Annotated in this window: 22 protein-coding genes and 1 riboswitch; of the genes, 7 read left to right on the forward strand and 15 right to left on the reverse strand. The window is 60.5% G+C overall.

Going from position 1 to position 22,760, the window contains the following annotated elements; translation table 11 throughout:
- Positions 1-78: 78 nt before the first annotated feature.
- Complete coding sequence (gene tetR / locus QDT79_RS16510) at positions 79-720, reverse strand: tetracycline resistance transcriptional repressor TetR (protein WP_149559286.1); 642 nt, start codon at positions 718-720, stop codon at positions 79-81.
- A 64-nt stretch (positions 721-784) separates the two neighbouring features.
- Here tetR and tet(41) point away from each other — a divergent pair, with 64 nt between their 5' ends.
- The 3 genes from tet(41) to QDT79_RS16525 all read left to right on the forward strand — a co-directional run bounded on the left by tet(41) (position 785) and on the right by QDT79_RS16525 (position 4,524).
- Positions 785-1,966, forward strand: coding sequence for a tetracycline efflux MFS transporter Tet(41) (gene tet(41) / locus QDT79_RS16515; protein WP_063989922.1), 1,182 nt, complete (start codon positions 785-787; stop codon positions 1,964-1,966).
- Between the two features lie 256 nt (positions 1,967-2,222).
- On the forward strand, positions 2,223-2,957 hold the full coding sequence (locus QDT79_RS16520; RefSeq protein ID WP_063989923.1) for a MurR/RpiR family transcriptional regulator: 735 nt from the start codon (positions 2,223-2,225) through the stop codon (positions 2,955-2,957).
- 130 nt (positions 2,958-3,087) lie between these two features.
- Positions 3,088-4,524, forward strand: coding sequence for a 6-phospho-beta-glucosidase (locus QDT79_RS16525; RefSeq protein WP_130017315.1), 1,437 nt, complete (start codon positions 3,088-3,090; stop codon positions 4,522-4,524).
- Between the two features lie 48 nt (positions 4,525-4,572).
- Here QDT79_RS16525 and dsdA read toward each other — a convergent pair whose 3' ends face one another.
- The 7 genes from dsdA to QDT79_RS16560 all read right to left on the reverse strand — a co-directional run bounded on the left by dsdA (position 4,573) and on the right by QDT79_RS16560 (position 10,770).
- Positions 4,573-5,910, reverse strand: coding sequence for a D-serine ammonia-lyase (dsdA, locus tag QDT79_RS16530; protein WP_107226233.1), 1,338 nt, complete (start codon positions 5,908-5,910; stop codon positions 4,573-4,575).
- Positions 5,911-6,018: 108 nt separating this feature from the next.
- Positions 6,019-6,708 carry a VIT1/CCC1 transporter family protein gene (locus tag QDT79_RS16535; protein WP_107226234.1) on the reverse strand — a complete coding sequence of 230 codons (690 nt, stop codon included), beginning with the start codon at positions 6,706-6,708 and terminating at the stop codon, positions 6,019-6,021.
- Positions 6,709-6,734: 26 nt separating this feature from the next.
- Entirely contained in the window at positions 6,735-7,208 is a 474-nt protein-coding gene (locus QDT79_RS16540) for a VOC family protein (protein WP_015377932.1), read from the reverse strand.
- Positions 7,209-7,219: 11 nt separating this feature from the next.
- A complete protein-coding gene (locus QDT79_RS16545; protein WP_004938082.1) occupies positions 7,220-7,570 on the reverse strand; it encodes a DUF1428 domain-containing protein in 351 nt (116 codons plus the stop codon).
- 105 nt (positions 7,571-7,675) lie between these two features.
- Positions 7,676-9,118: a GGDEF domain-containing protein gene (locus tag QDT79_RS16550; protein ID WP_063989927.1), complete on the reverse strand. Its 1,443-nt coding sequence runs from the start codon at positions 9,116-9,118 to the stop codon at positions 7,676-7,678.
- A gap of 320 nt (positions 9,119-9,438) precedes the next feature.
- Positions 9,439-9,900: a GNAT family N-acetyltransferase gene (locus QDT79_RS16555; RefSeq protein ID WP_107226235.1), complete on the reverse strand. Its 462-nt coding sequence runs from the start codon at positions 9,898-9,900 to the stop codon at positions 9,439-9,441.
- 54 nt (positions 9,901-9,954) lie between these two features.
- Complete coding sequence (locus tag QDT79_RS16560; protein ID WP_308316779.1) at positions 9,955-10,770, reverse strand: alpha/beta fold hydrolase; 816 nt, start codon at positions 10,768-10,770, stop codon at positions 9,955-9,957.
- Between the two features lie 129 nt (positions 10,771-10,899).
- On the opposite strand from QDT79_RS16560, the gene QDT79_RS16565 reads away from it, so the two are divergent.
- Complete coding sequence (locus QDT79_RS16565) at positions 10,900-11,067, forward strand: hypothetical protein (protein WP_233221854.1); 168 nt, start codon at positions 10,900-10,902, stop codon at positions 11,065-11,067.
- A 47-nt stretch (positions 11,068-11,114) separates the two neighbouring features.
- Here QDT79_RS16565 and QDT79_RS16570 read toward each other — a convergent pair whose 3' ends face one another.
- Positions 11,115-13,544 (reverse strand): DUF3772 domain-containing protein, encoded by a 2,430-nt coding sequence (locus tag QDT79_RS16570; protein WP_063990351.1) that lies wholly within the window; start codon positions 13,542-13,544, stop codon positions 11,115-11,117.
- A gap of 450 nt (positions 13,545-13,994) precedes the next feature.
- Here QDT79_RS16570 and QDT79_RS16575 point away from each other — a divergent pair, with 450 nt between their 5' ends.
- From QDT79_RS16575 to QDT79_RS16585, 3 genes are all read left to right on the forward strand, one after another.
- Positions 13,995-15,725, forward strand: coding sequence for an ABC-F family ATP-binding cassette domain-containing protein (locus QDT79_RS16575; protein ID WP_308316780.1), 1,731 nt, complete (start codon positions 13,995-13,997; stop codon positions 15,723-15,725).
- A 46-nt stretch (positions 15,726-15,771) separates the two neighbouring features.
- Positions 15,772-16,212 (forward strand): GNAT family N-acetyltransferase, encoded by a 441-nt coding sequence (locus QDT79_RS16580; protein WP_308316781.1) that lies wholly within the window; start codon positions 15,772-15,774, stop codon positions 16,210-16,212.
- A 66-nt stretch (positions 16,213-16,278) separates the two neighbouring features.
- Positions 16,279-17,124 (forward strand): inositol monophosphatase family protein, encoded by an 846-nt coding sequence (locus tag QDT79_RS16585; RefSeq protein WP_308316782.1) that lies wholly within the window; start codon positions 16,279-16,281, stop codon positions 17,122-17,124.
- Here the strand turns inward: QDT79_RS16585 and QDT79_RS16590 are convergent.
- The 6 genes from QDT79_RS16590 to QDT79_RS16615 form a co-directional block, all read right to left on the reverse strand.
- Positions 17,067-18,443: a cation diffusion facilitator family transporter gene (locus tag QDT79_RS16590; protein ID WP_308316783.1), complete on the reverse strand. Its 1,377-nt coding sequence runs from the start codon at positions 18,441-18,443 to the stop codon at positions 17,067-17,069. The two genes, QDT79_RS16585 and QDT79_RS16590, sit on opposite strands and share 58 nt — an antisense overlap.
- 26 nt (positions 18,444-18,469) lie before the next feature.
- Positions 18,470-18,649, reverse strand: a complete 180-nt coding sequence (locus QDT79_RS16595) for a hypothetical protein (protein ID WP_025302915.1) — start codon at positions 18,647-18,649, stop codon at positions 18,470-18,472.
- A gap of 107 nt (positions 18,650-18,756) precedes the next feature.
- Positions 18,757-18,849, reverse strand: coding sequence for a protein MgtS (gene mgtS / locus QDT79_RS16600; RefSeq protein WP_004938109.1), 93 nt, complete (start codon positions 18,847-18,849; stop codon positions 18,757-18,759).
- 132 nt (positions 18,850-18,981) lie between these two features.
- The gene (locus tag QDT79_RS16605) at positions 18,982-20,004 is read right to left on the reverse strand and encodes a magnesium transporter (protein ID WP_063989935.1); all 1,023 of its coding nucleotides are present in this window, start codon (positions 20,002-20,004) and stop codon (positions 18,982-18,984) included.
- A 73-nt stretch (positions 20,005-20,077) separates the two neighbouring features.
- Positions 20,078-20,251, reverse strand: a riboswitch (M-box (ykoK) riboswitch).
- A 142-nt stretch (positions 20,252-20,393) separates the two neighbouring features.
- Positions 20,394-22,013, reverse strand: a complete 1,620-nt coding sequence (locus tag QDT79_RS16610) for an ABC transporter substrate-binding protein (RefSeq protein WP_063989936.1) — start codon at positions 22,011-22,013, stop codon at positions 20,394-20,396.
- Positions 22,014-22,188: 175 nt separating this feature from the next.
- Positions 22,189-22,458, reverse strand: a complete 270-nt coding sequence (locus QDT79_RS16615; protein WP_033643162.1) for a hypothetical protein — start codon at positions 22,456-22,458, stop codon at positions 22,189-22,191.
- Between the last annotated feature and the right edge of the window lie 302 nt (positions 22,459-22,760).

Here is a 22,760-nt window from a genome sequence, read left to right on the forward strand (position 1 = left end):
ATGTTAAGGGAATGTAGCCGCCATGGCTTTAACGAAAAGTGGGTATTTTCTATAAATTTCCTATAGATAAGCCCGGTTTTATGATTGCGCGCCGTGATTATTGGCGTTCGTCAACGCGGCCTCGGCACCGTCGACCAACAGCCGGAGACCGGCTTCGAACAGCGCGTCTGCCCCCTTCTCCTGCAGCTTTGCCCAGCCTCCACACAGCAGCGGGTAGCGCCGGCGATCGGCCTCGTTCAGCGCATCATCGGGCTGCATTTGCTGTTCTTCCAGCACCCAACCCACCACGAAACGCCCGACGGCGAACAGCAGATTAACGGCGTGTTCCGGCGTAAAGCCCGCCCGGCACAGCAGCGCCACCTTGGCCTCGATAATGGCGAATTGCGGTTCCTGCGGCCGGGTGCCGGCGTGCAGGCGCGCCCCGTCGCGGTAAGCCAGCAACGCGCGGCGGAAGTTGACTGCATTGGCGGTCACCCAGGCCTGCCAGGGGATGTCGGCGGGCACCTCTTCGCGGTGATCCAACATGATGGTTTCCGCCATCGCCTTCAGCAGCTCGGCCTTGTTTTTGAAGTGCCAATAGAGCGTGGGGGATTGCACGCCCAGGTGTTGCGCCAGGCGGCGGGTGCTCAGGGCATCGATGCCGATGTCATCCAGTAACGCCAGCGCCCCGCGCAGGACGGTTTCACGCGTTAAACGCGCCGCAGTATTTTTTTCGCTCATCTCTCTATCACTGATAGGGTAACTATGGAATACTCAACACTCTATCACTGTTAGAGTCACAATTTTGAAAAAACCTATGCTGGTTATTTTGTTGACGGTGTTGCTGGATGCGGTGGGCATCGGTCTGATCATGCCTATTCTGCCGGCTCTGTTGCGCTCGCTGGGTGGTCTCGATGCCGGCAGCGTGCATTACGGCGCCCTGCTGGCGGCCTACGCCTTGATGCAATTCCTGTTTTCACCGATCCTCGGCGCGCTGAGCGATCGTTTCGGGCGGCGGCCGGTGCTGTTGATTTCGCTCGCCGGCGCGGCGGCCGACTACCTGCTGATGGCGTTCGCGCCGACGCTGGCCTGGCTCTATCTGGGGCGATTGCTGGCGGGCATTACCGGCGCCAACATGGCGGTCGCCACCGCTTACGTTACCGATATTACCCCTGCCGGCCAGCGCGCGCGGCGTTTCGGCCTGGTGGGCGCGGTGTTCGGTATCGGCTTTATCGTCGGCCCGCTGCTCGGCGGCTCGCTCGGCGAATGGCATCTGCATGCGCCCTTCCTGGCGGCGGCGGTGATGAACGCCCTCAACCTGGTGATGGCGTTTTTCCTGCTGCCCGAATCGCGTAAATCCCGCCCCCGCGCCGCCGAGAAAATTCGCCTTAATCCCTTCTCGTCATTGCGCCGGCTACACGGCAAGCCTGGCCTGCTGCCGCTCGCCGGCATTTACCTGATCATGGCGCTGGTTTCACAGGCGCCGGCCACGCTGTGGATTTTATACGGCCAGGATCGTTTCGGCTGGAGCATGATGGTGGCGGGCCTGTCGCTGGCCGGCTACGGCGCCTGTCACGCGCTGTCGCAGGCCTTCGCCATCGGCCCGCTGGTCGCGCGGCTCGGCGAGCGCAAGGCGCTGCTGATCGGCCTGGCGGCCGACGCCGTGGGCCTGGCGCTGTTGTCTGTCGCCACGCGCGGCTGGGCGCCGTTCGCCCTGCTGCCATTCTTCGCCGCGGGCGGCATGGCGTTACCCGCGCTGCAGGCGCTGATGGCGCACAAGGTGGACGACGACCATCAGGGCGAGCTGCAAGGGACGCTCGCCAGCATGGGCAGCCTGATCGGCGTCGCGGGGCCGCTGGTGGCGACGGCGCTGTATGCCGCCACGCGCGATGTCTGGCCCGGCCTGGTGTGGGCGTTGGCCGCCGCCCTGTATCTGCTGGTGCCGCCGCTGCTGGCGCGCTCACGCGCCAGGGATGCGGCGCCATAGCTTTGCCGTTCTTTAACTTTAGAAAGCAGAAACCGGCATTTTGCCGCCGGGATCCGCTGACCTATGCTAACCCGGTGTGATGAAACGCGTTTTCATGGCATGTCTTCCGGAACGTTTTGCTTTATTTGTTCGTCGTGAACCCTGGGCCGCGCCTGACTGGTGCGGCTTTTCTTTTTGCCTGGCAGTGCCAGCGGCGGTGAATTTTGCTATGTTAACCCGCAGATAAGCTTCCCGTTTTCAGCCGCCGGACCGACTCATGTTTACCCATAAAGCAATCGCCGAGCTCAACGCCCTGGAGCTGATGGTTTATACCTACGTCAGCAAACACAAGAATCAAGTGATGTACATGACCATCCGCGAACTGGCCGAGGCCGCCGGCGTGTCCACCACCACCGTGCTGCGGTTTTGCAAGAAAATGGGCTGTGACGGCTATTCGGAATTTCGCATCCGTTTCAAGCTGTACCTGGAACAAACCGACGCGCCGCCGGTCGATTCCGGCATCGGCGAAATCCTCAGCTTTTTTAAAAGCGTCAGCAACGAAGAGTTTAATCAGCTGATCGATCAGGCGGTGCACCATATCGCCGCCGCCGAGCGGATTATTTTCGTCGGTATCAGCACCTCAGGCGCATTGGGGAAATACGGCGCGCGTTTCTTTTCCAACGTCGGGAAATTCAGCACCCACATCGACGATCCTTATTATCCCGTCAACAGCGACATGTATAAAAACGCGGTGGCGATCATGCTGTCGGTCACCGGCGAAACCGAAGAGATCCTGCGGCTGGCCAGCCAGTTCAGCCTGCACCACTGCAAGATCATCAGCATCACCAACAACGAAACCTCTTCGCTGGCGCGGCTGGCGGACTTCAACCTCTCCTACCACGTTCCGCAGCATTTGATCGGCGGGCATCACAATATCACCACGCAGATCCCCGTACTTTACATTATTGAAACCATCGGTAAACGGCTCGGGCATATTAATTCGGCAAAATAAAACAGGCTGTTTTTTTATTGTGACAAATCACTTTTCACGGTGATTTGTTATATCGTGACATTTCTTTCGGTCTTGCTACTCTATTCTCAACGCAGCGTTATTACCCTTCATTAAATAAACCGATGAGACATTGACGATGAAACAGTTGCCGAAGGATTTTCTGTGGGGGGGCGCGGTCGCCGCGCACCAGGTTGAAGGCGGTTGGGATCGGGGCGGCAAAGGGCCCAGCATCGCCGACGTGCTGTCCGGCGGCTCGCACGGCGTGGATCGCGTGATGACCGACGGCGTGCTCGACGGCTACCGTTACCCCAACCACGAAGCGGTGGATTTCTACGGCCGCTATAAGCAGGACGTGGCGCTGTTCGCCGAGATGGGCTTCAAATGCTTCCGCACCTCAATCGCCTGGACGCGCATCTTCCCGAACGGCGACGAAGCGGCGCCGAACGAGGCCGGCCTGCAGTTTTACGACGATCTGTTCGACGAATTGCTGAAATACGGCATCCAGCCGGTGATCACCCTGTCCCACTTCGAAATGCCTTACCATTTGGTGAAAGCCTACGGCGGCTGGAAAAATCGCCGGGTGGTGGAGTTCTTCGTGCGCTTTAGCGAGGTGGTGATGCGCCGCTACCGCGAAAAAGTGAAGTACTGGATGACCTTCAACGAGATCAACAACCAGAGCAACTACCGTTATCCACTGTTCGGCTACTGCTGTTCCGGCGTGGATTACACCCAGGAAGACAACCCGGAACAGGCGCTGTACCAGGTGTTGCACCACCAGTTCGTCGCCAGCGCGCAGGTGGTCAAACTCGGTCATCAGATCAATCCGGAATTCAAGATCGGCTGCATGCTGGCCTGCGTGCCGTTCTACCCGTATTCCTGCAAGCCGGACGACGTGATGTACGCCGTCGAGGCGATGCACCAACGCTATCTCTACACCGACGTGCAGATGCGCGGCTACTACCCAAGCTACCTGCTGCGCGATTGGGAACGCAAAGGGCTGAAAATCGAGATGCAGCCGCAGGACGCGCAGATCCTGCGCGAAGGCTGCACCGACTACATCGGCTTCAGCTATTACATGAGCAACGCCCTGCAGGCTAACGCGGTGGACGGCAGCGACGGCATGTTCGGCTTCCCGGGCAACGTGCCGAACCCGCACGTCAAGGCCTCCGACTGGGGCTGGCAGATCGATCCGGTCGGGCTGCGCTATTCGCTGAACGTGCTGTATGAACGCTACCAGAAGCCGCTGTTTATCGTGGAGAACGGCTTCGGCGCCTTCGACAAGGTGGAAGCGGACGGCCGGATCAACGATGACTACCGCATCGACTATCTGCGCGCCCATATCGAAGAGATGAAAAAAGCGGTGATTGAAGACGGCGTAGACCTGATCGGCTATACGCCGTGGGGCTGCATCGACTGCGTGTCATTCACCACCGGCGAGTACAGCAAACGCTACGGCTTCATCTACGTCGACAAGCATGATGACGGCACCGGCACGCTCGAGCGTTCGCGCAAGAAGAGCTTCGACTGGTATCGCCGGGTGATCGCCAGCAACGGCGAACAGCTGTAACCGCACGACAGGCAATCAGGGGCGATTTTCGCCCCTTTTTACTGCGCCTTATTCCGCCGTCTGCCCGGCGGCGAGATACTTCGCCATTTCCGCCGGCGGCACCATGCCGCCACCGGTCGCCCACACCAGATGCGTCGCCTGCGCCAGACTCTCGGCGCTGATGCCTTGCTCGCTGAGCGCCTTCGCATGGGCTGCAACACGCCACGGCCCGGCCATACCAGCCAGCGCGGACGGCTCCAGTTGGAGATGCTCGTGCCTGTCCAACAACCCGAGCAGCGCAAACATTTCTTCGTCGCTCAGGGTATAGAACGCGCTTAGCAGGCGCTCCATCGCCCGGCCGACAAAGCCGGAGGCGCGCCCCACCGCCAGCCCATCCGCCGCGGTGCGGTTGTCGATGCCAAGATCCTGCACCGCAATGCCGTCATGCAGCCCGCTGTAAACCCCGAGCAGCATGCAGGGCGAATGGGTCGGCTCGGCGAAAATGCAGTGAACGTGATCGCCGAACGCCAGCTTGAGGCCAAACGCCACGCCGCCCGGCCCGCCGCCAACGCCGCACGGCAGATACACGAACAGCGGATGCTGCGCGTCCACCACGATGCCCTGTTCGGCGAACTGCCGCTTCAGGCGGCCGCCGGCCACCGCGTAGCCGAGGAACAGGGTTTGCGAGTTTTCATCGTCGATAAAGAAACAGCGCGGATCGTTCGCCGCCTGTTTGCGCCCCTGCTCGACCGCCACGCCGTAATCTTCGGCGTACTCCACCACCGTTACGCCGTTATCGCGCAGCTTTTGCTTTTTCCACGCCCGCGCATCCGCCGACATGTGCACGCTGACGTCAAACCCCAACCGCGCGCTGATGATGCCGATCGAGAGCCCCAGGTTGCCGGTCGAGCCGACGGCGATGCGGTACTGGCGGAAGAACTGACGAAACTCGTCGGAAAACAGCCGGGCGTAGTCGTCGCCGGTCTGCAGCAGCCCCGCCTCCAGCGCCAGCGTCTCCGCGTGCGTCAGCACCTCGTAGATGCCGCCGCGCGCCTTGATTGAGCCGGAGATCGGCAGATGGCTGTCCTTTTTCAATAGCAGGCGCCCGCCCAACGTCTGCCCATAGCGCCGATCCAACGCCTGCTGCATGGCGGGGATCGCCACCAGCTCCGATTCGATGATCCCCCCAGTGGGCTGGGTTTCGGGGAAGGCCGCGGCGAGATAAGGCGCGAAGCGCACCAGGCGCTGCTCCGCTTCGGCGACGTCGGCGGCGGTCAGGCCAACATGGGGCAAGCCTGCGGCCAGCGTTGTCGCACGCGGATTGAACCAGGTGATCGGCTCGAGGGCGACCATTCGTTGCAACAGCGGATGCTGCGCAATCCACGGTTGAATCTGTGATTTTTGCATAAGAGTCCCTGACTGATTTGGCGTTGCCGTCACCATGCCGTGAACGCCGGCGGCTGACAAATGATAAATACTGAGCTTGAGGTGTACCAGATTAATGCAAACGCGGCGCTACCCGGCCGCGACGCCAAACAGCATGCCGACGCCGGAGGAGACCGCCATCGCCAGGGCGCTCCAGATCAGGATACGCGCCACGCCCGGCAAGATCGGCGCACCGCCGGTTTTCGCGGCGATGCCGCCGAGAATGCCGAGGGACATCAGCGCCGATGCCACCAGCGCCGGCCGTGTCCAGGCAACCGGCACCCACAGCGCCACCAGCAGCGGCAACAGCGCGCCGAGAGAGAAACTGAGGGCCGATGCCAACGCGGCTTGCAGCGGCCGGGCGCGCGTGGCGGCGGAAATGCCCAGTTCGTCGCGCGCGTGGGCCTCCAGCGCATCATGCGCCATCAGCTTTTCCGCCACCTGCCGGGCCAGCACCGGGTCCAGCCCGCGATGCACGTAGATAGACGTCAGTTCGCGGAACTCCCCCGGATAGTCTTCGAGCAGCTCCGCCTGTTCCTCCGCCAGCGCGGCCTTTTCGGTGTCCGCCTGCGACGACACCGACACGTACTCGCCGGTGGCCATCGACATCGCGCCCGCCACCCACCCGGCGACGCCGGCGATCATCAGCGCGGAATGCGAGGCGCTGGCCGCCGCCACGCCAAGCAGCAGGCTGACCGTTGAGACGATGCCGTCATTGGCGCCGAGCACCGCCGCCCGCAGCCAGCCGATGCGTTCAATACTGTGCCGCTCTCGATGCATCCTTTCTCTTCCTCGTTCTCTTTCCGCTAGCCCCGCGCCGCCGCTTCCAGGCCGGCGATGTCGATTTTGCCCATCAGCAGCATCGCTTCCGTGACCCGCCGCACGCGGGCGGCGTCGGGATCGTTCATCAACTCGGTCAGGCGCCGCGGCACGATCTGCCAGCACAGCCCCCAACGATCGCGCAGCCAGCCGCACTGCTCCGCCTCACCGCCCTCGCTCAACGCGTCCCACAGCCGGTCGACCTCCGCCTGATCGTCGCATTCCACCATCACGGAGAAGCTGTGATTGAACGGATCCAACGGTCCGGCTTCGATCGCCGCATAGCGCTGGTCGCCCAGGGTGAAGGAAGCCAGCTTCACGCTGCCGGCCGGGCCGCTCGGCGTATCCGCCGGCAGATCGGAAAACCAGTTCACAGACGAACCGGGGATCAGCGCGACATAGCAATTCAGCGCCGCTTCCATGTCTTTTTCGAACCACAGATGTTGCGTAATTCTGGCCATCTGCGCCTCCTTTACGCATCGAGGATCGGCGCGAACCCGCCGAAGATCATGCGTTTGCCGTCAAACGGCATCTCGCCCAGCGCCTTCATGCGCGGATCGTTCATCATTTTCTCGTTGGCGGCGTCGCGCACCGCCTTGGAGGGATACTCTATCCAGCTGAACACCACCACTTCGCCCTCCTGCGCCTTCACCGCGCCGCGAAAGTCGGTAAGTTTGCCGTCGGGCACGTCATCGCCCCAACACTCTACGATGCGCGTGGCGCCAAACTCTTTGAACAGCGGCGCCGCTGCAGCCGCCAGCCGGTGATAAGCCTCCTTGTTGGCGGCCGGCACCGCCACCACAAACCCGTCTACGTATTTCATTCTGGTATCCTCTTGTCTGATTAAGGACAGTCGGTTCAGCGCGGGCAACGTTGCCCGCGCTCCCCTACCAGTTTAGACGGCAGGCGCGCGGCCCGGATCGGAAGTTCAGCGGTCAGGATCGTTCGGCAGGTAAGATTCCGGCGTGGCAACCCGGTTACGGCCGGCGTTTTTCGCTTTGTATACCGCCAGATCCGCCAGTTTGAGCAGGTCGGTCAGGCTGTGGCCGGAACCGCCCAGACAGGTCACCATGCCGATGCTGACGGTGATCTGCAGCGGATGGCCGGCCGGCATGGTGATCGATTCCGTCTCAATGCGTTGCCGCAGCCGTTCAGCCAGCAGCAACCCCTGTTGCGGCTGGCCGAGCGTCGAGACGATGGCAAACTCTTCCCCACCCATGCGGCCGAACAGGTCATCGACGCTCAGATCGGCGGCGATGGCGCGGGTAAAGGCCATCAGCGCCTGATCGCCACCGTCGTGGCCGAAACGGTCATTAATCGATTTGAAATAGTCGATATCGAGCATCATGACGCACACCAGCTCACCCTTTTGATCAATCACCCGCTCGCCGCGCTGCATAAACGCATTGCGCGTCAGCACGTGGGTCAGCGCATCGTGATTCGCCACGTGCTCCAGCGTGCGCAGCAGCGCATTGCGCGCATAGTTCATGCTGGCGACGGCGATCGGCCCCAGCGCCAGCAGCGCGATGCCCAGGCGCATCGATACCGTGTTCTGCAGCACCTTCATGTCGAGCGTCGTGCTAAGCAACCCGAAATCGATCGCCAGATGGCACCACAGCACATAAACCAGCACCGCGATCATGGTGCTGAACAGCGAAAAGGACATCGCCAGCCACAACAGCACCGGCATTGGAAAGATCACTGCGCCGGGGCCGCCGATCAGCACGCTGCAGACCGCCGCCAGCGCCAGCAGCGCCAACACCGCCAGTTTCCCCCCCGCATGCGGCCATTGGCTGCGCTGCATCAGCATGGCGCAGGTCGCGCGCAGGCGATGCCGCCAATCGGCGGGAAACGCCAGAATGAACGGCATCAGCGTGACGTAGTTGGTAAATTCGGACGAGAACCACAGCGCCAGCGAGGTCAAATAGGGCCTGCCGAACAGCCACTGCGAGGCCGCCGCGCCCACCACGCCGGTCGCGGCGGCGGCAGCCAGGCAGATACCGAACAGGTACATGCTGGAGGCGCCACGCTGCAGCGTGCGCGCCGATGGCGACAGCCGCATGAACAGCAGATGCCCCACCACCACGCCGGTCAGATTGGCGGCGTTCAGCAGCAACGCTTTTTGCAGCGAACTGCCGGTCAACAGATCCGCCGCCAGATACCCCAGCACCGCCATGCCCCAGCCGGCGCGCGTGGCCCACTGCGGACGGCGTACCAGAACCGCCAGCAATACGGCGTTGACCGGCCAGAATACCGCCAAAAATCCGACGGGACGGCTGACGATGCCCAACAGGCAAACTGCGAACACCAATAAAAAGACGGTGAGTGCGGGCCAGATTTTCCGGGTATCGGACAACGAGGTGGTTTGCATCTTGGATCCAGAGGCTTCTGCTGCGTAAGGTGACAATTTGTTCGTGTCACAACCGTCGACGATGAGGAGAAGATAAGCGGCCGACCCGCCTATTATTGCCAGTTTTGACGGCCCGAGCACCTGTTTATTCATTAAGGGAAAATATATTTGTGTATCAATGTATTGACAGCATTTGCTCGTCTGGCGCAGAAACTGCTGAAGCGGCCGCGCCACTCTGAGCATTCCGCGCCCCAGCCGGCCTGTTACCGGCAAAAATCGCCGCCTTTTTCATAAAAAATAAAATAAGATTGGGCAATGAGCGGAGATTTTTTCACCCCACGTCAAAGCGCCTTGCGGTACATCACAAAACCTGGGCGCTCCGCCACCTTGTCGTACAGCCGCATGGCGGTCTGGTTGGTTTCGTGGGTATTCCAATAAACGCGCGGCAACCCCAGCTGCTGCGCACGCTCGTAGACCGCCGCGATCAGCGCCCGTGCTACGCCTTTGCCGCGCACCGTCTCCGCAGTGAACAGATCCTGCAGATAACAGTTAGGCTGCAGTTGGGTGGTACTGCGGTGCAGGAGATAGTGCGTCAACCCGACCACCTGACCCTGATGCTCCGCGACCAGCGCAAACATCGGTTCGTAGGCGTCGAAAAAACGCCGCCAGGTGGTCTGCGTCACCTCGTCCGGCAGCGCCGTTGCTCCCTCACGGCCGTAAAATGCGTTATACCCTCGCCACAGCGCCAGCCAGACGGCGTAATCCCGCGCTTCCAGCGGCCTGACCACGATGCTTTCGCTCATGATGTCCTCTCGATGGTGTCAAAATGCCCCGCCTCCAGCATAGAACAGCGCACGTCAACGCGCAGGCGGCGGCATCACATCGGCGAGAAAATCCAGCAGCGCGCGGTTGAACACCGCCGGCCGCTGCAGCGGCGCGAAGTGGCTGACGCCCGGCAGCGTCACCAGACGGGCGCCGGGGATGCTGTCGCTCAGGTAGGCAGCATGCTCGGCGCGGATAAACTCATCGTGTTCGCTGTGAACGACCGTCACCGGCACGCGTATGGTCCCCAATGCCTGCGCGGTGTAGTTTGGCTGGCTGCTCATCATCAGGCTCACGGCAGCGACGAATTCATCGAATTCCTCCGGCGTCGGCGACAAGGCGGCATAGTCCTGCACGTGGCGCGCGAAGCAGCGCTCGACGATCGGGTTGGCGGCCGGCGGTTTAACGCCGCTGGGATCCATATTGCAGCCGAAGAAAAAGACGCCGTCCACCCGCTGCGGCGCCCGATGGGCGACGATAAGCGCGACACAGGCACCGTCGCTCCAGCCCGCCAGCGCGGCGTGCGGGATCCGCAACGCGTCCATCACCGCCAACAGATCATCGGCCATGCGATCGTAACGGTAAGGCCGGGCGTCGCGCGTGCTGCGCCCGTGCCCGCGGCTGTCGATGACCAGCACGCTATACCCTGCGGCCAGCAGCGTCGGCAGCTGATGCCCCCAGTTGCCGCTGTGGCCCAGGCCGCCGTGCAGCAGGATCACCGTAGGAGCCGCGCCATAGGCGGCATACCCGATGCGCGCGCCGTCATGTTCGACAAATCCTTGCCAGGAAGCGGGCGGCAACGGCGGCGCGCCCTGCGCAGCAAAGTGGGTCAAATCGTCGTCGGTTTGCATCTTTCCCCCCTCGTTCGCCGGCGCGGTGCGGCGAAACGGTATCAAAGGAGTATAGATAGCACCGGCGAGCGGTGCCGTTCGCTTTCCCGACATATACTTAAAGAAGGAATTGCTATGGAGGACGGTGAGATGAAGAAACTACTTCTCGTATTTTTGATGCTGATGCTGAGCGGGTGTATCGGCGGTGGCGGCGGCCCGTCGAATGCGCCGTCGGCATCGCCGAATGAGCCTTATACCTGCACCAAATCCAGCGCCAACAGCGACTGCTCGCAATCGGTGGAGCCGTCGATGTACTAGCCGCGTTCGGCGGGCCTTCGCTTAATGGCCCGCCGCCTTAGGAAGGACTAGGAGGAGTGTTCCTCTTCGTTGGCCTGATATCGCGTCGCCTGCTGTTTCATAAACACCACTTCCTGCGGGCTGGACAGGCTCACTTCCTGCGCGCGCAGCAGCTTGAGGATATTGAACAGCAGTTCGCTCTTGGTGGCGCCGACCATGCGCGGGCTCGGCACGTAGCCGGTCACGCTCAGGATAATGCCGTCCGGCCCCAGCTGGCTAAAGCGCACGTAAGGCGCCGGCGTTTCCAGAATGGTTTCGTAGTCGTTATAGGCGCTGAGCAAGATATTGCGCACCTGCTCCGGATCGATAGAGGTCGGGAACGTCAGCGCGATGGTCACTACCCCTTGCGCGTTGCCCATGGTGGCGTTGCGCACGTTCTGCGAGATCAGCTGCGAGTTCGGTACGATCATGGTGGAACGGTCGCTGAGCTGGATTTCGGTGGCGCGCACGTTGATGCGCCGCACGTCGCCTTCCACGCCGCCGATGCCGATCATATCCCCTACCTTCACCGGGCGTTCGGTCAGCAGGATCAGGCCGGAAATAAAGTTCTTCACGATCTCCTGCAAACCGAAACCGATACCGACCGACAGGGCGCTGACGATCCACGCCAGGTTGCTCCACTGGATGCCCAGCGCCGCCAGGGTGATCAGAATCACCAGCACATAGCCGATATTGCTGAACAGCGTCACCAGCGAGGCGCGGATGCCGACGTCCGAGATGGTTTTCGGCAGCAGTTCAGAACCCAGCCAGCGCCGCACCGCGCGCAAAATATAGATGCCGATCGCCAGGCAGATCACGGCGTTGAGCAGGTTACCTGGCACGATGTTGAAACGCTGCAGCCCTTCACCGGTCAGGATGGAGACGATTTTCTCCATCAGCGAGCCCGGCGTGGTGCTGCCGAATGAGCCGTTGAACAACGCGACGATCATCAACAGCAGCAGCGAACATTTGGCCAGCGCGGTGGTGATGATCGCCATCTGCTCCAGATGGCGATCCTTGAAGCTGAGCGTTTTCTTCAGCATCTTGCCACTGACGGTCTGCGGCGAAAACAGCGCGGCGCACAAATCGGTGGCGAACAGCACCATAAAATAGAACGCCATCAGCACCAGCACCACCCAGATCAGCTGGTAGGTCAGGAAGCGGGCGAAAGCGATATAGCCGATGAGCAGAGAAAGCAGGATCACCACCGAACAGACCAGGGTGACGATGTGCACCAGCCCGCCGACCAGCGTGCGTTTTTCCAGGTGCGCGCCCTGCTGTTCCAGCCGGCGACGAATGCGCTGGCCGCGCAGCGGCGCCGCCAGCAACACCATGCCGATCAGCCCCGCCACCAGGCCGTTGCCGAAGATGGTGGTGGCCAATGAGGCGCTGACGACGTTGTTGATCAGCTCCACGGTGCCGAACGCCATCGCCAGGCCGGCCAGCAGCGGCGAGAAGTAACGCAGCCCGGCGGCCACCTCATTGTCCAGCGAAGCCAAACGCCACGACGGGCGATTCAGCGACAGCGCCGCACGCCCCAGCCCGGCGATCAGCGCGCAGAAAATCCCCAGACGGTTGAAGCCTTCGGCGAAGTCTTCCAGCATCACCGGCAGCGGCTGCACGCGAACAAAGACGTAATACAGCAGGTTCAGCGCAATAGAGGTGGTGATCACCGTCACCACCACGGTGACGAGCGCCATAAAGCTGCGGCGCAGACGACCGTCCGGCAGGAAACGGATGCTGACCCAGGCGAGGAAACGCTCGGAGAAATAGCGCCCCCAGGACCAGACAATCACCGCCAGCGCCAACAGCGCCAGCGTGCCGTAACGCCACTCCTCCTGCCAACTGGCATCCCAGGCCGCTTTCATCTCGGCGTTGAACTGATCCAACCGCTGCACGTCATTCTCGGACGGCTGCAGCACCGGCGCCCAGAATTTGATGCCCAAAATGCTGCCGGTATTCAGCGCCAACTGGGTTTTAAACGCCACCCGGCGCAGATCGCCGATCTGTTGCCCCAGATCGAAAGCGCTGGTCTTGATGGCCTGCGCGCGTTTTACCGCATCGTCCAGCTGTTTCTTGCTGTTGTTCAGCGCGTTGCGCTGCTGGGCTACCGCCGGGGTTTCCGGCAGCGCGCCGGCCGCCGGGGCCGGCCCCAGGACGTCCAGCTGCGCTTTCAGTTTGTCCTGCTCGGGCTGCAGATCGGTGGCGAGCTTTTCCATGCCGGCGACCAGATCGTCGGTCGCCAGCCGCAATTTGCTGAGCTGGGTATCGGTGGTCGCTTTGGAAACCAGCTGCTTCATGCTGTCCAACTGCTTTTGCGCGGCTTTCAGCTGCGTGGCGGGATCGGGCGCGCTTTCGGCAGCGGGATCATCCTGGGTGGCGGCGACGGCGGCGAGCGGCGTCAATTGCAAACCCAACAGCAATAACAACAACAGCAGGAACGGGCGAGGCTTTAACATAAATTCAGTGCTCAGCATCATTATCTGATAGACAGACGAACAGGCGGCGGATGAACCGTCGCTTAACCATAAACGCTAATTATAATAGCTGCTTAATGTCGGCCGAAATACAGTAATTATTCCCATTGTGTGCCACGCGCCCCCGTCGTACTTAGCTTGCTGATTATTCAGGCGCTTTTACACTGGCGGCGCGGCGCAAAGCGCTCTATACTCCTGCCACCGATTAACCTGCAACCAATAAAAGGAGACTGACTATGCTGACGTGTGAATTGTTTTTTCACTCACACTTCTTTGGTAATCGTCGTCGCTCAAGCATTACCGGTATCGTGCTGCGATAACCCAGCTTGAGCGAAGCTTACTAAAATCCAGGATCTTCCCTCCGGCTTACCGGGTTGTCGTCAGCGATGTTTGACGATAGGCATTGTCATGCCTGTAACTCTTGAGTAAGCAATGAGCACACTACTGTCTGCACAATCTGTCGGTTACGACAACGCGTTCGGCACCCTGCTGAGCGAGATTTCCTTCAGCCTGAAAAAAGGCGATCGCATCGGTTTAATCGGCGACAACGGCTGTGGCAAAAGCACCCTGCTGCAATTGCTCAGCGGCGCCCTGCCCATCCACAGCGGAACGGTGACATTGTCACACCAATGCCTGATGGCGCGCATCGAACAACACCTGCCGCCTGAGCTGCACGCCAGCACCCTGCTGGATGCGGTACTGGCGCAGTTGCCCGCGGGCCAACACCTCAGCGAACGCTGGCGCTGTGAAGCGCTGCTTGCCGAACTGGGATTTGAACCAGTGAGCTGGACGTTGACCGCCGGCACCCTCAGCGGCGGCCAGCACACCCGCCTGCTGCTGGCGCGCGCGCTGATCCGTCAGCCCGATCTGCTGCTGCTCGACGAGCCCAGCAACCACCTGGATCTACCCACGCTGCTGTGGCTGGAGCAGTTCTTGCGCAGCTGGAGCGGCAGCTTCGTGCTGGTGTCGCACGATCGCTATCTGCTCGATCAGGTGACCAACTGCACCTGGATCCTGCGCGACAAAACGCTGCAGTTCTTCCGTTTGCCCTGTTCCGCTGCGCGCGCCGCACTGGCGGAACAGGACGCTGCGGACGAGCACCGTCGCCAGGCCGAGCAAAAAGAGATCGATCGGGTGGAAAAAAGCGCCAAACGCCTGGCAACCTGGGGCAAGGTCTACGACAACGAAGATCTGGCGCGCAAAGCCAAGCAAATGGAAAAGCGCGTCGATCGGTTGAAAGACGAACAGACCACCCTGACCGCCGGCAGCCCGTGGCGGCTGCGGCTGCAGGGAGAGGCGCTGGACGCCGATCGCCTGCTGGCGCTGCCGCAATGGGCCGTGCGCCCGGCGCCGGATGCGCCGGTGCTGTTCAGCCTGGAACATCTGCGCGTCAAAAGCGGCGATCGCATCGCCATCGTCGGGCGCAACGGCTGTGGCAAATCGTCGCTGCTGCGCTTGCTGTGGCAGGCGTATCAGCTTCCCTCGGAACGCCCGGCGATCTTCCATCCGCGCGTGCGCATCGGCTATTACGATCAGAGCCTGCAACAGCTGCACGATGAGGACACGTTGAGCGAAGCGCTGGCGCAGTTTGCGCCGCTGACCGAGGAACAGCGGAAAATGGCGCTGATCGGCGCCGGTTTCCCTTACCTGCGCCACCATCAGCAGATCCGTTCGCTGAGCGGCGGCGAGCGTTCACGGTTGCTGTTCGTCGGCCTTACGCTGGCCAACCATTCGCTGCTGCTGCTGGACGAGCCCACCAACCACCTGGACATGGCGGGCAAAGAAGAGCTGGCGGAAACGCTGCGCCAGTTCGCCGGCGCCGTCATGTTGGTCACCCACGACCGGATGCTGATCGAACAGAGCTGCAACCGCTTTTGGCTGATCGACCAGCAAAAACTGGAGGAGTGGCACGATCTGGCGCCAGTGTATCAGCGCCTGGCGGGTGAAGCGCCGACGTTGCCGGCGACGGGCAAGGCCAACGCAAACGCCCCGACGCCACATGAGCGACCGGAAAGCGAAGAAGCGCTGTTGACCGCCCTGTTTGCCCTCGAAAGCAAACTGGAGGACGACCTGGCGCGCAAGCCGAAGCACCAGAAACCGGCGCTTCAGGCGCGTTGGCGCCGCGAGATTGCCGACATCACCGCCCGGTTGAATCTGGGCTAACCCCACAGGCCGCCATCCGGCGGCCTGTTTTTTGACGGAGTGCGACATGGCATTTTCCCTTGAGCAGGCTACGCACGCGCAGCGGCCGCTGCTGGCGGTCATGCTGTCCGATTGCCTTCGCGAGCTGGGCGCCGATGGCGATTACCCTTATCTGGCGCTCTACTGGCGCGAGGTCGGCCGCTACCCCTATTTGATTTTGAGCGATCGGCAAACGGCCGGTTTCGCGTTGGTCCGGCGCCTGAACAGCGCCACCGTCGAAATGGCGGAATTCTACATCAAGCCCGAGTGGCGGCGCACCGGGCTGGGGCAACGGGCCGCCCACGCCTTGTTCGCGCAGCACCCCGGCAGTTGGTCGCTGTCGGTCAGCCCGGATAATCCGCGCGGGCTGGCATTTTGGCGCGCGGTAATACCGGCCGGGGCCACGACCGAACCGCTTTCGGCCCCCGATGCCGTGATACAGCTGCGTTTTTCATCCCCGCCGCGCTGAGCGACACATTACCTTCATCCTTTTATGGCAGGGTAAACCGATTCGTTCTTTGCTATCGAGCCTGCCATGACTTCACTTTCCCCACGGGACATCGAGGCGCGCTACCGCTTTGCGCGTGAGATCGCCCGCGCCGCCGCCGATCTCGCCTTCAGCTTTTATCAACGGCGGCAAAGCCTGGCGGTCGACTTCAAACAGGGGCTGCAGGACGTGGTCAGCGAGGCCGATCGCCGCGTCGAGGCACTGATCCGCCGCATGATCAGCCGCCGCTTCCCCCAGGATGGGTTTCTCGGCGAGGAAAGCGGCAGCACCGGCGAAAACGCCGCCTGCGTTTGGGTCGTCGATCCGATTGACGGCACCGCCTGCTTCCTGAACGGATTGCATACCTGGTGTATCGCGATAGGCGTGGTGATCGACGGCGAGCCGACGATCGGCGTGATCTACGATCCCAATCACCGCGAGATGTTCCGCGCCTGCCGCGGCGGTGGCGCCTTCCTCAACGGGGAACCGATCGGCGTGCATGCCGGGCGCAGCGTCGCGGATGGCGTGATGGGCGTCGGGATTTCCCCGCGCGCTTCGGCTACGGAATTCAGCGGCTTTCTCTGTCGCCTGCTGCAGGCGGGAGGGATGTTTGTGCGCAGCGGCTCCGGCGCGTTGATGACCGCCCAGGTGGCCGCCGGTCGGCTGCTGGGCTATTACGAACCGCACATGAATGCCTGGGACAGCCTGCCCGGGTGGGTGCTGACGCGCGAAGCCGGCGGCGTGGCGAATGACTTTATGCACAACGACGGGCTGCGATGCGGCAACCCGCTGCTGCTGGCCAACGCGGCGCTCTATCCACAGTTGGCCGAGCTGATTCAAATGCCGGGCTTGATCGGCTCGACGTGCCCTATCGCGCGCGTGATGGCCGGATAAAGCGCGCGCAGCCGGCGCTCGACCCGATCGACCGCATCGTGCGCGGCGGCGATGGTGACCGCCGGCGACACCCGGCAGTGGAAGTTGACGATGATGCCGCCGTCGCTCTTGCGCGCGCGGACGTTGTGTACGTCTTGCACGCTCTCCCCCTGCTCCAGCGCCGACTGCAGGATGCGACGAATATCGGCCAGCTCCGGCGCATCGACATCCTCGCTGGTCAGCCAATGCGGCGTCTGCGGTTCCAGGTGCGTCTCTATCTCGGTGTCTTCACCGATCGCCTGGCGCAAGATCCCTTCTATCTCCGTGGCGATGTCATGCGCCTGCGCCACGCTGGCGTTGGCCGGCACCGCCAAATCCATGCCGATCGCCATGCGCGTCGGCAGCTGCTGCAAGGTCACATTCTGCACCTGCGCGCCGTGGTTGGCGGCGATCGCCCGAATGCGCGTCGCCATGTCTTCATCGCTGCGGGTCTGCGGCACCGCGATGACGGTGAATTCCGCCCTGGCGTACAGCTCCCGCAGTTGCTCGACGATCTCTCGCTTCAGCGCGTCGATGCGTTCCAGGGGCAAGGTGCGGCACACCGCCACCGTGATTTCGACGAACAGCACCGCGCCGGCGTTGCGAATGCGCACGCTGTCGCAGGCCAGCACCGCCGGAAAACGCGCCAGCGTGGCGCGGGTCGCCTCGGTAGCCCCGGCGGGCGCGGCATCCATCAGCGAGTCGAAGGAGCGTTTACCCAGTTTGATCGCGGCGACGAAGATAAAGCCGGCGACGATCAGCGCGGCAATGGCGTCCGCGCGGCCAAAGCCCAGCAGCACAAACACCATACCCAGCAGCACCACGCCGGACGAAAGCATATCGGAGAAGAAATGCAACGCATCCGCTTCCAGCGCCGCGCTGTCGGTCGCTTTGGCGACGCGGTTGAGCGCCCGCACGCGGAAGAAATCGACGCAGATGGAAATCAACAGCACCGCAATCACCACCGGCGCCGCGACGATCTCATGCGGTTGCCCGAGCAGGCTGCTGCCGGCCTCATAGACAATCCAGCCGGCGGCGCCCAACAACAGCAGCACCTCGAACAGCGCCGCCAGGTTTTCCACCTTGCCGTGGCCGAAGTGGTGATCGTCATCGGCGGGTTTATCGCTGATGCGCACCGCCAGCCAGGTGATGCTGGTGGCGATAAAATCGGTAAAAGAGTGGATCCCTTCGGATATCAGGCCAATACTGCCGGTAAAAATGCCGGCGACGAACTTGCCCGTAGCCAGCAACCCGCTGGCAATCATCGAGTTTCTGGCCACGGCCTGTTTTTCATTTTGCATGATGCTGCTCACATTCGAACGGTGATTTATTTTTTTACTTTAGCGGATAATTGCCAGACAAAGGCGATCAGCAGCATACTGCCAGAGAATGTCAGCATGAGGCTAGTAAGAAAATTGGATTTTCCGGTGGAATAAAAATAAATCTCATTAACGCCCACCGAGATCATTAAAATGGCGTAGAGCAATCCCAGAATAAGAATCGTCATTATTATCAACTCCCGTATCAGGCCGCGCGTTCAGCGCGCCACTAAATCCTCCCCATAATAAATAGCGGCTACGGGGAGGATGCATCTAGGCGGATCTTTAGCGTTCATCAATCATCCCATTTGGTGCTCATATAGGCTGCCAACAGGCCCAGCGAGCTGATCATTGCCAGGAATCCCATAAAAATAGTCATGTTTCCCATTATTTTGTCCTCAGGTTAAATGTTATCGATAAAAGCCCCTTGCGTTAAATATCGGGGTTGGTCGGTATCCATGGTTTTTTAACGCCCTCCTCTTTTTTGTCACATTCCCGCCCTGTTTAGAGCGGGAACCGTTTAAATCCCCAAAACGTGCTGGGCGATTTTGAAATAAATAATCAGGCCAGTGCCGTCGATAAAGGTGGCGATAAACGGCGCCGATACCACCGCCGGATCGATGCCGAGCCGTTTCAGCAGCATTGGAATGATCGACGAAACAATGGCGCTCCACACGGTGATCGCCACCAGCGACAGGCTGACCACCAACGTCACCTCCATGCCGACACCCATGATCCAGGCGCGCACCCAGGCCGCCAGGCCAATGGTGACGGCGATCAGCAGCGAGGTCGTGACCTCTTTGCGGATCACCGCGCCCAGATTGCGCAGGCTGACCTCGCCCAGCGCCATGGCACGCACCAGCGTCGAGGTGATCTGGGTGCCGCTGTTGCCGCCGGTGCCGATCAGCAGCGGGATGAAGAACGCCAGCGCAATCGCCGCTTCGAGCTGTTCTTCGAATGCCTTCAGCACGTTGCCGGTATAGGCTTCGGCGACGAACAGCATCAGCAGCCACACCGAACGTTTACGCCACAGCGCCCACGGGCTGGTCTCCAGATAAGGCTTGTCCAGCGGCAGGCTCGCGCCCTGGCGCTGCGCGTCTTCGGTATTTTCATCCTCGACCAGCCGGGCAATCTCGCGCTCACCCAGTACGCCGACCAGCGTGTTGTTCGCCACGACCGGCACCACGTCCAGGCCGCCCTTGCCGAGCAGATGCGCCACGTCGTTGCGATCGTCGTCGGGTGAAACCTGGAAATAGCTGTGATCCATCATCACGCCGACCGCTTTATCCTGCTCGTCGCACTGCAGCAGTTTTTTCACCGACAGCGTGCCGCGCAGATGATAATCGTCCGCGGTAATAAATACCCGGGTGGGAATTTCGTCCGTTTTAAGCTGTGAAAGTAAATATTCCCGGGCATGATTGACCGTCATCGTCGCGGGAACAGTAATAAAATCGGCGTTCATATAGCCGGCGACCGATGTCTCGTCGAGAGTTTCAGTCGCGCTCAGCGCCGGAGAAGAATAATGTTGATGTGACTTGATCATTGTCAGTCCCTATTTCTGTTTTGAACTTCAACAGCGAATCGCATAGGGGCGTAACCACAGAGGGAGTGCAGACTGCCTATCTCCGCGTCCAGGTTTTAGCACTATACAACGTATCCGAATTGTTGCTCGGAAGTTACTTTGGGCTGAACCTTAATCCGATAAAGCCTGTCTTAACCTTGGGCATCTCTCGATGTCGTCAGATCAGTAACCTGTGTTTGTATAGGAGCCTCGCCAAACGAGATACTGCATATAAACTACCGGCGCAGTATAGGCGGTGTTTTCTTCAGCGGGAAGAAAAGATTGCCCGTCGTTTATGGAGTATTTAGGATAATGTTATTAAACACGAATCTATAAAAGCGGCTGATATAAATCAGCCGCTTTTTTATTTCTCAGTGCTCAAGAATATAGACATTTTTATCGTATAGCGCGCCCTGACGGGTAAAATCGATCCCCTTCACGTAGGGTTTGACCAGCGTGGCGTTGGCCTCGTAGTACACCGGCGCCACCGGCGTATCGGCGGCCAGCACCGCCTCGGCCTGCTGGAAATATTGCTGCACCTGCTGTGGCGTCTGCGCCGCCGTCGCCTGGTGCAGAATGCGGTCATAGTCCGGGTTACGGTATTTGGCGCTGTTCTCGCTGCTGTCGGAACGGAACACGTTCAGGAAAGTAGACGGATCGTTGTAATCCGCCAGCCAGCGGGTAAAGGCCACGCCATACTGCCCGCGGTTGATATTATCCAGCGTCACTTTACGCTCCTGGCTTTGCAAGCTGGCCTCTACCCCAAGGTTCTTTTTCCACATGGCGGCGGCGGCGATGACGATCTTCTTGATGGTGGCGTCGTTGCTGTACAGCACGGTAAAGCGCAGCGGATTTTCGGCGTTGAAACCGGCCTGCGCCAGCAGTTGTTTCGCCTGGGCGTGCCGCTGTTCCGGCGTCCAGCCGGCTGCGGCGCCGGGCTGCAGGCTATAGCCTCCCGCGCCGGTTGGGGTAAAGGTCCAGGCCGGCTGTTGGCCATATCCCAGCACCTTGCCGGCGATAATCTCTTTGTCCAGCGCCAGATTCAGCGCCTGACGCACCCGCAGGTCGTTAAACGGCGCCTGGCGGTTGTTGAAGGCGAAATAGCTGGTAGAGAGCAGCGGATAGGTCACCAGCTGCTGCTCGCCGAGCGTTTTTTTCAGCTGCTGATACAGCTCCGGCGGCGTGGTATACCCCAACTCAACCTCGCCGGCGCGAAAACGCGCCACTTCCGGGAAGCCCTGTATCGGCAAAAACGTCACCTTGTTGAGCACGGTGTTGGCGTTGTCCCAATACTGCGGGTTACGCTCCACCACCACCTTTTCGTTCACCACCCACTGGCTGAGGCGGAATGCACCGTTGCCGACAAAATGCGCCGGTTGAGTCCAGTTCTTGCCGTACTGCTCCACCACCTTACGGTTAACCGGCAAGACCGGGAAATGCACCAGCTGCTTGAGCAGGTAGGAGTTAGGCTCCGACAGCGTCACCTGCAGGGTGTGCGCGTCCAGCGCCTTGACGCCCAGCGCGCTCGGCGGCTTGCTGCCGGCGTTGATCGCCGCGGCATTCAGCACGTAGGCCGAAGCCAGATAGCTGCCGTACGGCGACGCGGTTTTCGGATCGGTGAGGCGCCGCCAGCTGTAGACGAAATCGTCGGCGGTCACCGGATCGCCGTTCGACCATTTGGCCTGCGGCCGCAGATGGAAGGTCCAGACGTTGCCCTGATGCTCCCATTTCTGCGCCAGCGCCGGGATCGCTTCGCCGTCTTTCCCGACGCGCAGCAGGCCTTCGAACAGATCGTTGAAGATGTAGAACTCCACATTGCTCTCGGCCAGATTCGGATCCAGCGTCGCCGGTTCATACCCGTTGGCGCGCACCAGTTCTTGCACCGCCGCCAGTTTAGCGCCCGCCGGCACATCGGCCGCCTGTGCGACCGTCGCGTTAAAAGCCAGGAGGATTAAACCAGCCAAATTCTTGCCATTAAATGAATATTTCACGTCGATATCCCTGTTAAGTGTTTTATCGCGTTCAATATGCAATGTGGCAGTGGAATAAATTAAATCATTAATCGCTATGAGTCATAACCAAAAGCGGTGTTGAATTTCTTTCATTATCAAAGGAATATCCCTCACCGCGCTTTTCGCTTTCAAACCCAATGTGCGTTGCCGTCCTCTACTTGATATTCACGGTCGTGATACCAAACAGCGGCAGGCCTTTAACCGGCTCTGGGCCGGGTTCTCCCCATACCATTAAGGATTTGCCGCTCGCCTGCGCCTGGATCGCCAGATTCACCAGCAATTTCGGATAGGGTTCATTAGCCGCTACCGACAGCGGAAACACGTTTTCGTATAATCCTCCATCGATCGCCATTTCCACATGCACGCAATCATTAGCTACATCGATGACCACGATAGGATTGGTATAAAACGGTCCATTAGACATAGGCACCTCTCTCACGATTTTTACTGAATATGGCTCGTCATTCGCGTTGACAGTCCGAGTTATTAATACCTGAACGAGACGCTGAAGAACGATATGAAAAGACTGAAGAAAAAGAACGCCAATCGATAACAAGACGTCAACATTGCAACTGCTTAATTGCCATTACAGCGTTGACAAGGAACTGATGTAAGTCAAATGTAAATCCACACTTAACTGTCACCTCCATGAATACACTGACAATATTTAAAAAATAATACATAAAAAATAATTCAATAAAAATCAACAGGATGAAATATAATAAT

The sequence above is a fragment of the Serratia marcescens genome (assembly GCF_029846115.1).
In the GTDB taxonomy this organism is placed as follows: domain Bacteria; phylum Pseudomonadota; class Gammaproteobacteria; order Enterobacterales; family Enterobacteriaceae; genus Serratia; species Serratia marcescens_L.

Excerpts from the sequence above, each read along its gene's own strand:
- tetR (WP_149559286.1), bottom strand. The coding sequence starts at position 720 with ATGAGCGAAAAAAATACTGCGGCGCGTTTAACGCGTGAAACCGTCCTG.
- QDT79_RS16520 (WP_063989923.1), top strand. The coding sequence starts at position 2,223 with ATGTTTACCCATAAAGCAATCGCCGAGCTCAACGCCCTGGAGCTGATG.
- dsdA (WP_107226233.1), bottom strand. The coding sequence starts at position 5,910 with ATGCAAAAATCACAGATTCAACCGTGGATTGCGCAGCATCCGCTGTTG.
- QDT79_RS16535 (WP_107226234.1), bottom strand. The coding sequence starts at position 6,708 with ATGCATCGAGAGCGGCACAGTATTGAACGCATCGGCTGGCTGCGGGCG.
- QDT79_RS16540 (WP_015377932.1), bottom strand. The coding sequence starts at position 7,208 with ATGGCCAGAATTACGCAACATCTGTGGTTCGAAAAAGACATGGAAGCG.
- QDT79_RS16545 (WP_004938082.1), bottom strand. The coding sequence starts at position 7,570 with ATGAAATACGTAGACGGGTTTGTGGTGGCGGTGCCGGCCGCCAACAAG.
- QDT79_RS16550 (WP_063989927.1), bottom strand. The coding sequence starts at position 9,118 with ATGCAAACCACCTCGTTGTCCGATACCCGGAAAATCTGGCCCGCACTC.
- QDT79_RS16555 (WP_107226235.1), bottom strand. The coding sequence starts at position 9,900 with ATGAGCGAAAGCATCGTGGTCAGGCCGCTGGAAGCGCGGGATTACGCC.
- QDT79_RS16560 (WP_308316779.1), bottom strand. The coding sequence starts at position 10,770 with ATGCAAACCGACGACGATTTGACCCACTTTGCTGCGCAGGGCGCGCCG.
- QDT79_RS16565 (WP_233221854.1), top strand. The coding sequence starts at position 10,900 with ATGAAGAAACTACTTCTCGTATTTTTGATGCTGATGCTGAGCGGGTGT.
- QDT79_RS16570 (WP_063990351.1), bottom strand. The coding sequence starts at position 13,544 with ATGTTAAAGCCTCGCCCGTTCCTGCTGTTGTTGTTATTGCTGTTGGGT.
- QDT79_RS16575 (WP_308316780.1), top strand. The coding sequence starts at position 13,995 with ATGAGCACACTACTGTCTGCACAATCTGTCGGTTACGACAACGCGTTC.
- QDT79_RS16580 (WP_308316781.1), top strand. The coding sequence starts at position 15,772 with ATGGCATTTTCCCTTGAGCAGGCTACGCACGCGCAGCGGCCGCTGCTG.
- QDT79_RS16585 (WP_308316782.1), top strand. The coding sequence starts at position 16,279 with ATGACTTCACTTTCCCCACGGGACATCGAGGCGCGCTACCGCTTTGCG.
- QDT79_RS16590 (WP_308316783.1), bottom strand. The coding sequence starts at position 18,443 with ATGCAAAATGAAAAACAGGCCGTGGCCAGAAACTCGATGATTGCCAGC.
- QDT79_RS16595 (WP_025302915.1), bottom strand. The coding sequence starts at position 18,649 with ATGACGATTCTTATTCTGGGATTGCTCTACGCCATTTTAATGATCTCG.
- mgtS (WP_004938109.1), bottom strand. The coding sequence starts at position 18,849 with ATGGGAAACATGACTATTTTTATGGGATTCCTGGCAATGATCAGCTCG.
- QDT79_RS16605 (WP_063989935.1), bottom strand. The coding sequence starts at position 20,004 with ATGATCAAGTCACATCAACATTATTCTTCTCCGGCGCTGAGCGCGACT.
- QDT79_RS16615 (WP_033643162.1), bottom strand. The coding sequence starts at position 22,458 with ATGTCTAATGGACCGTTTTATACCAATCCTATCGTGGTCATCGATGTA.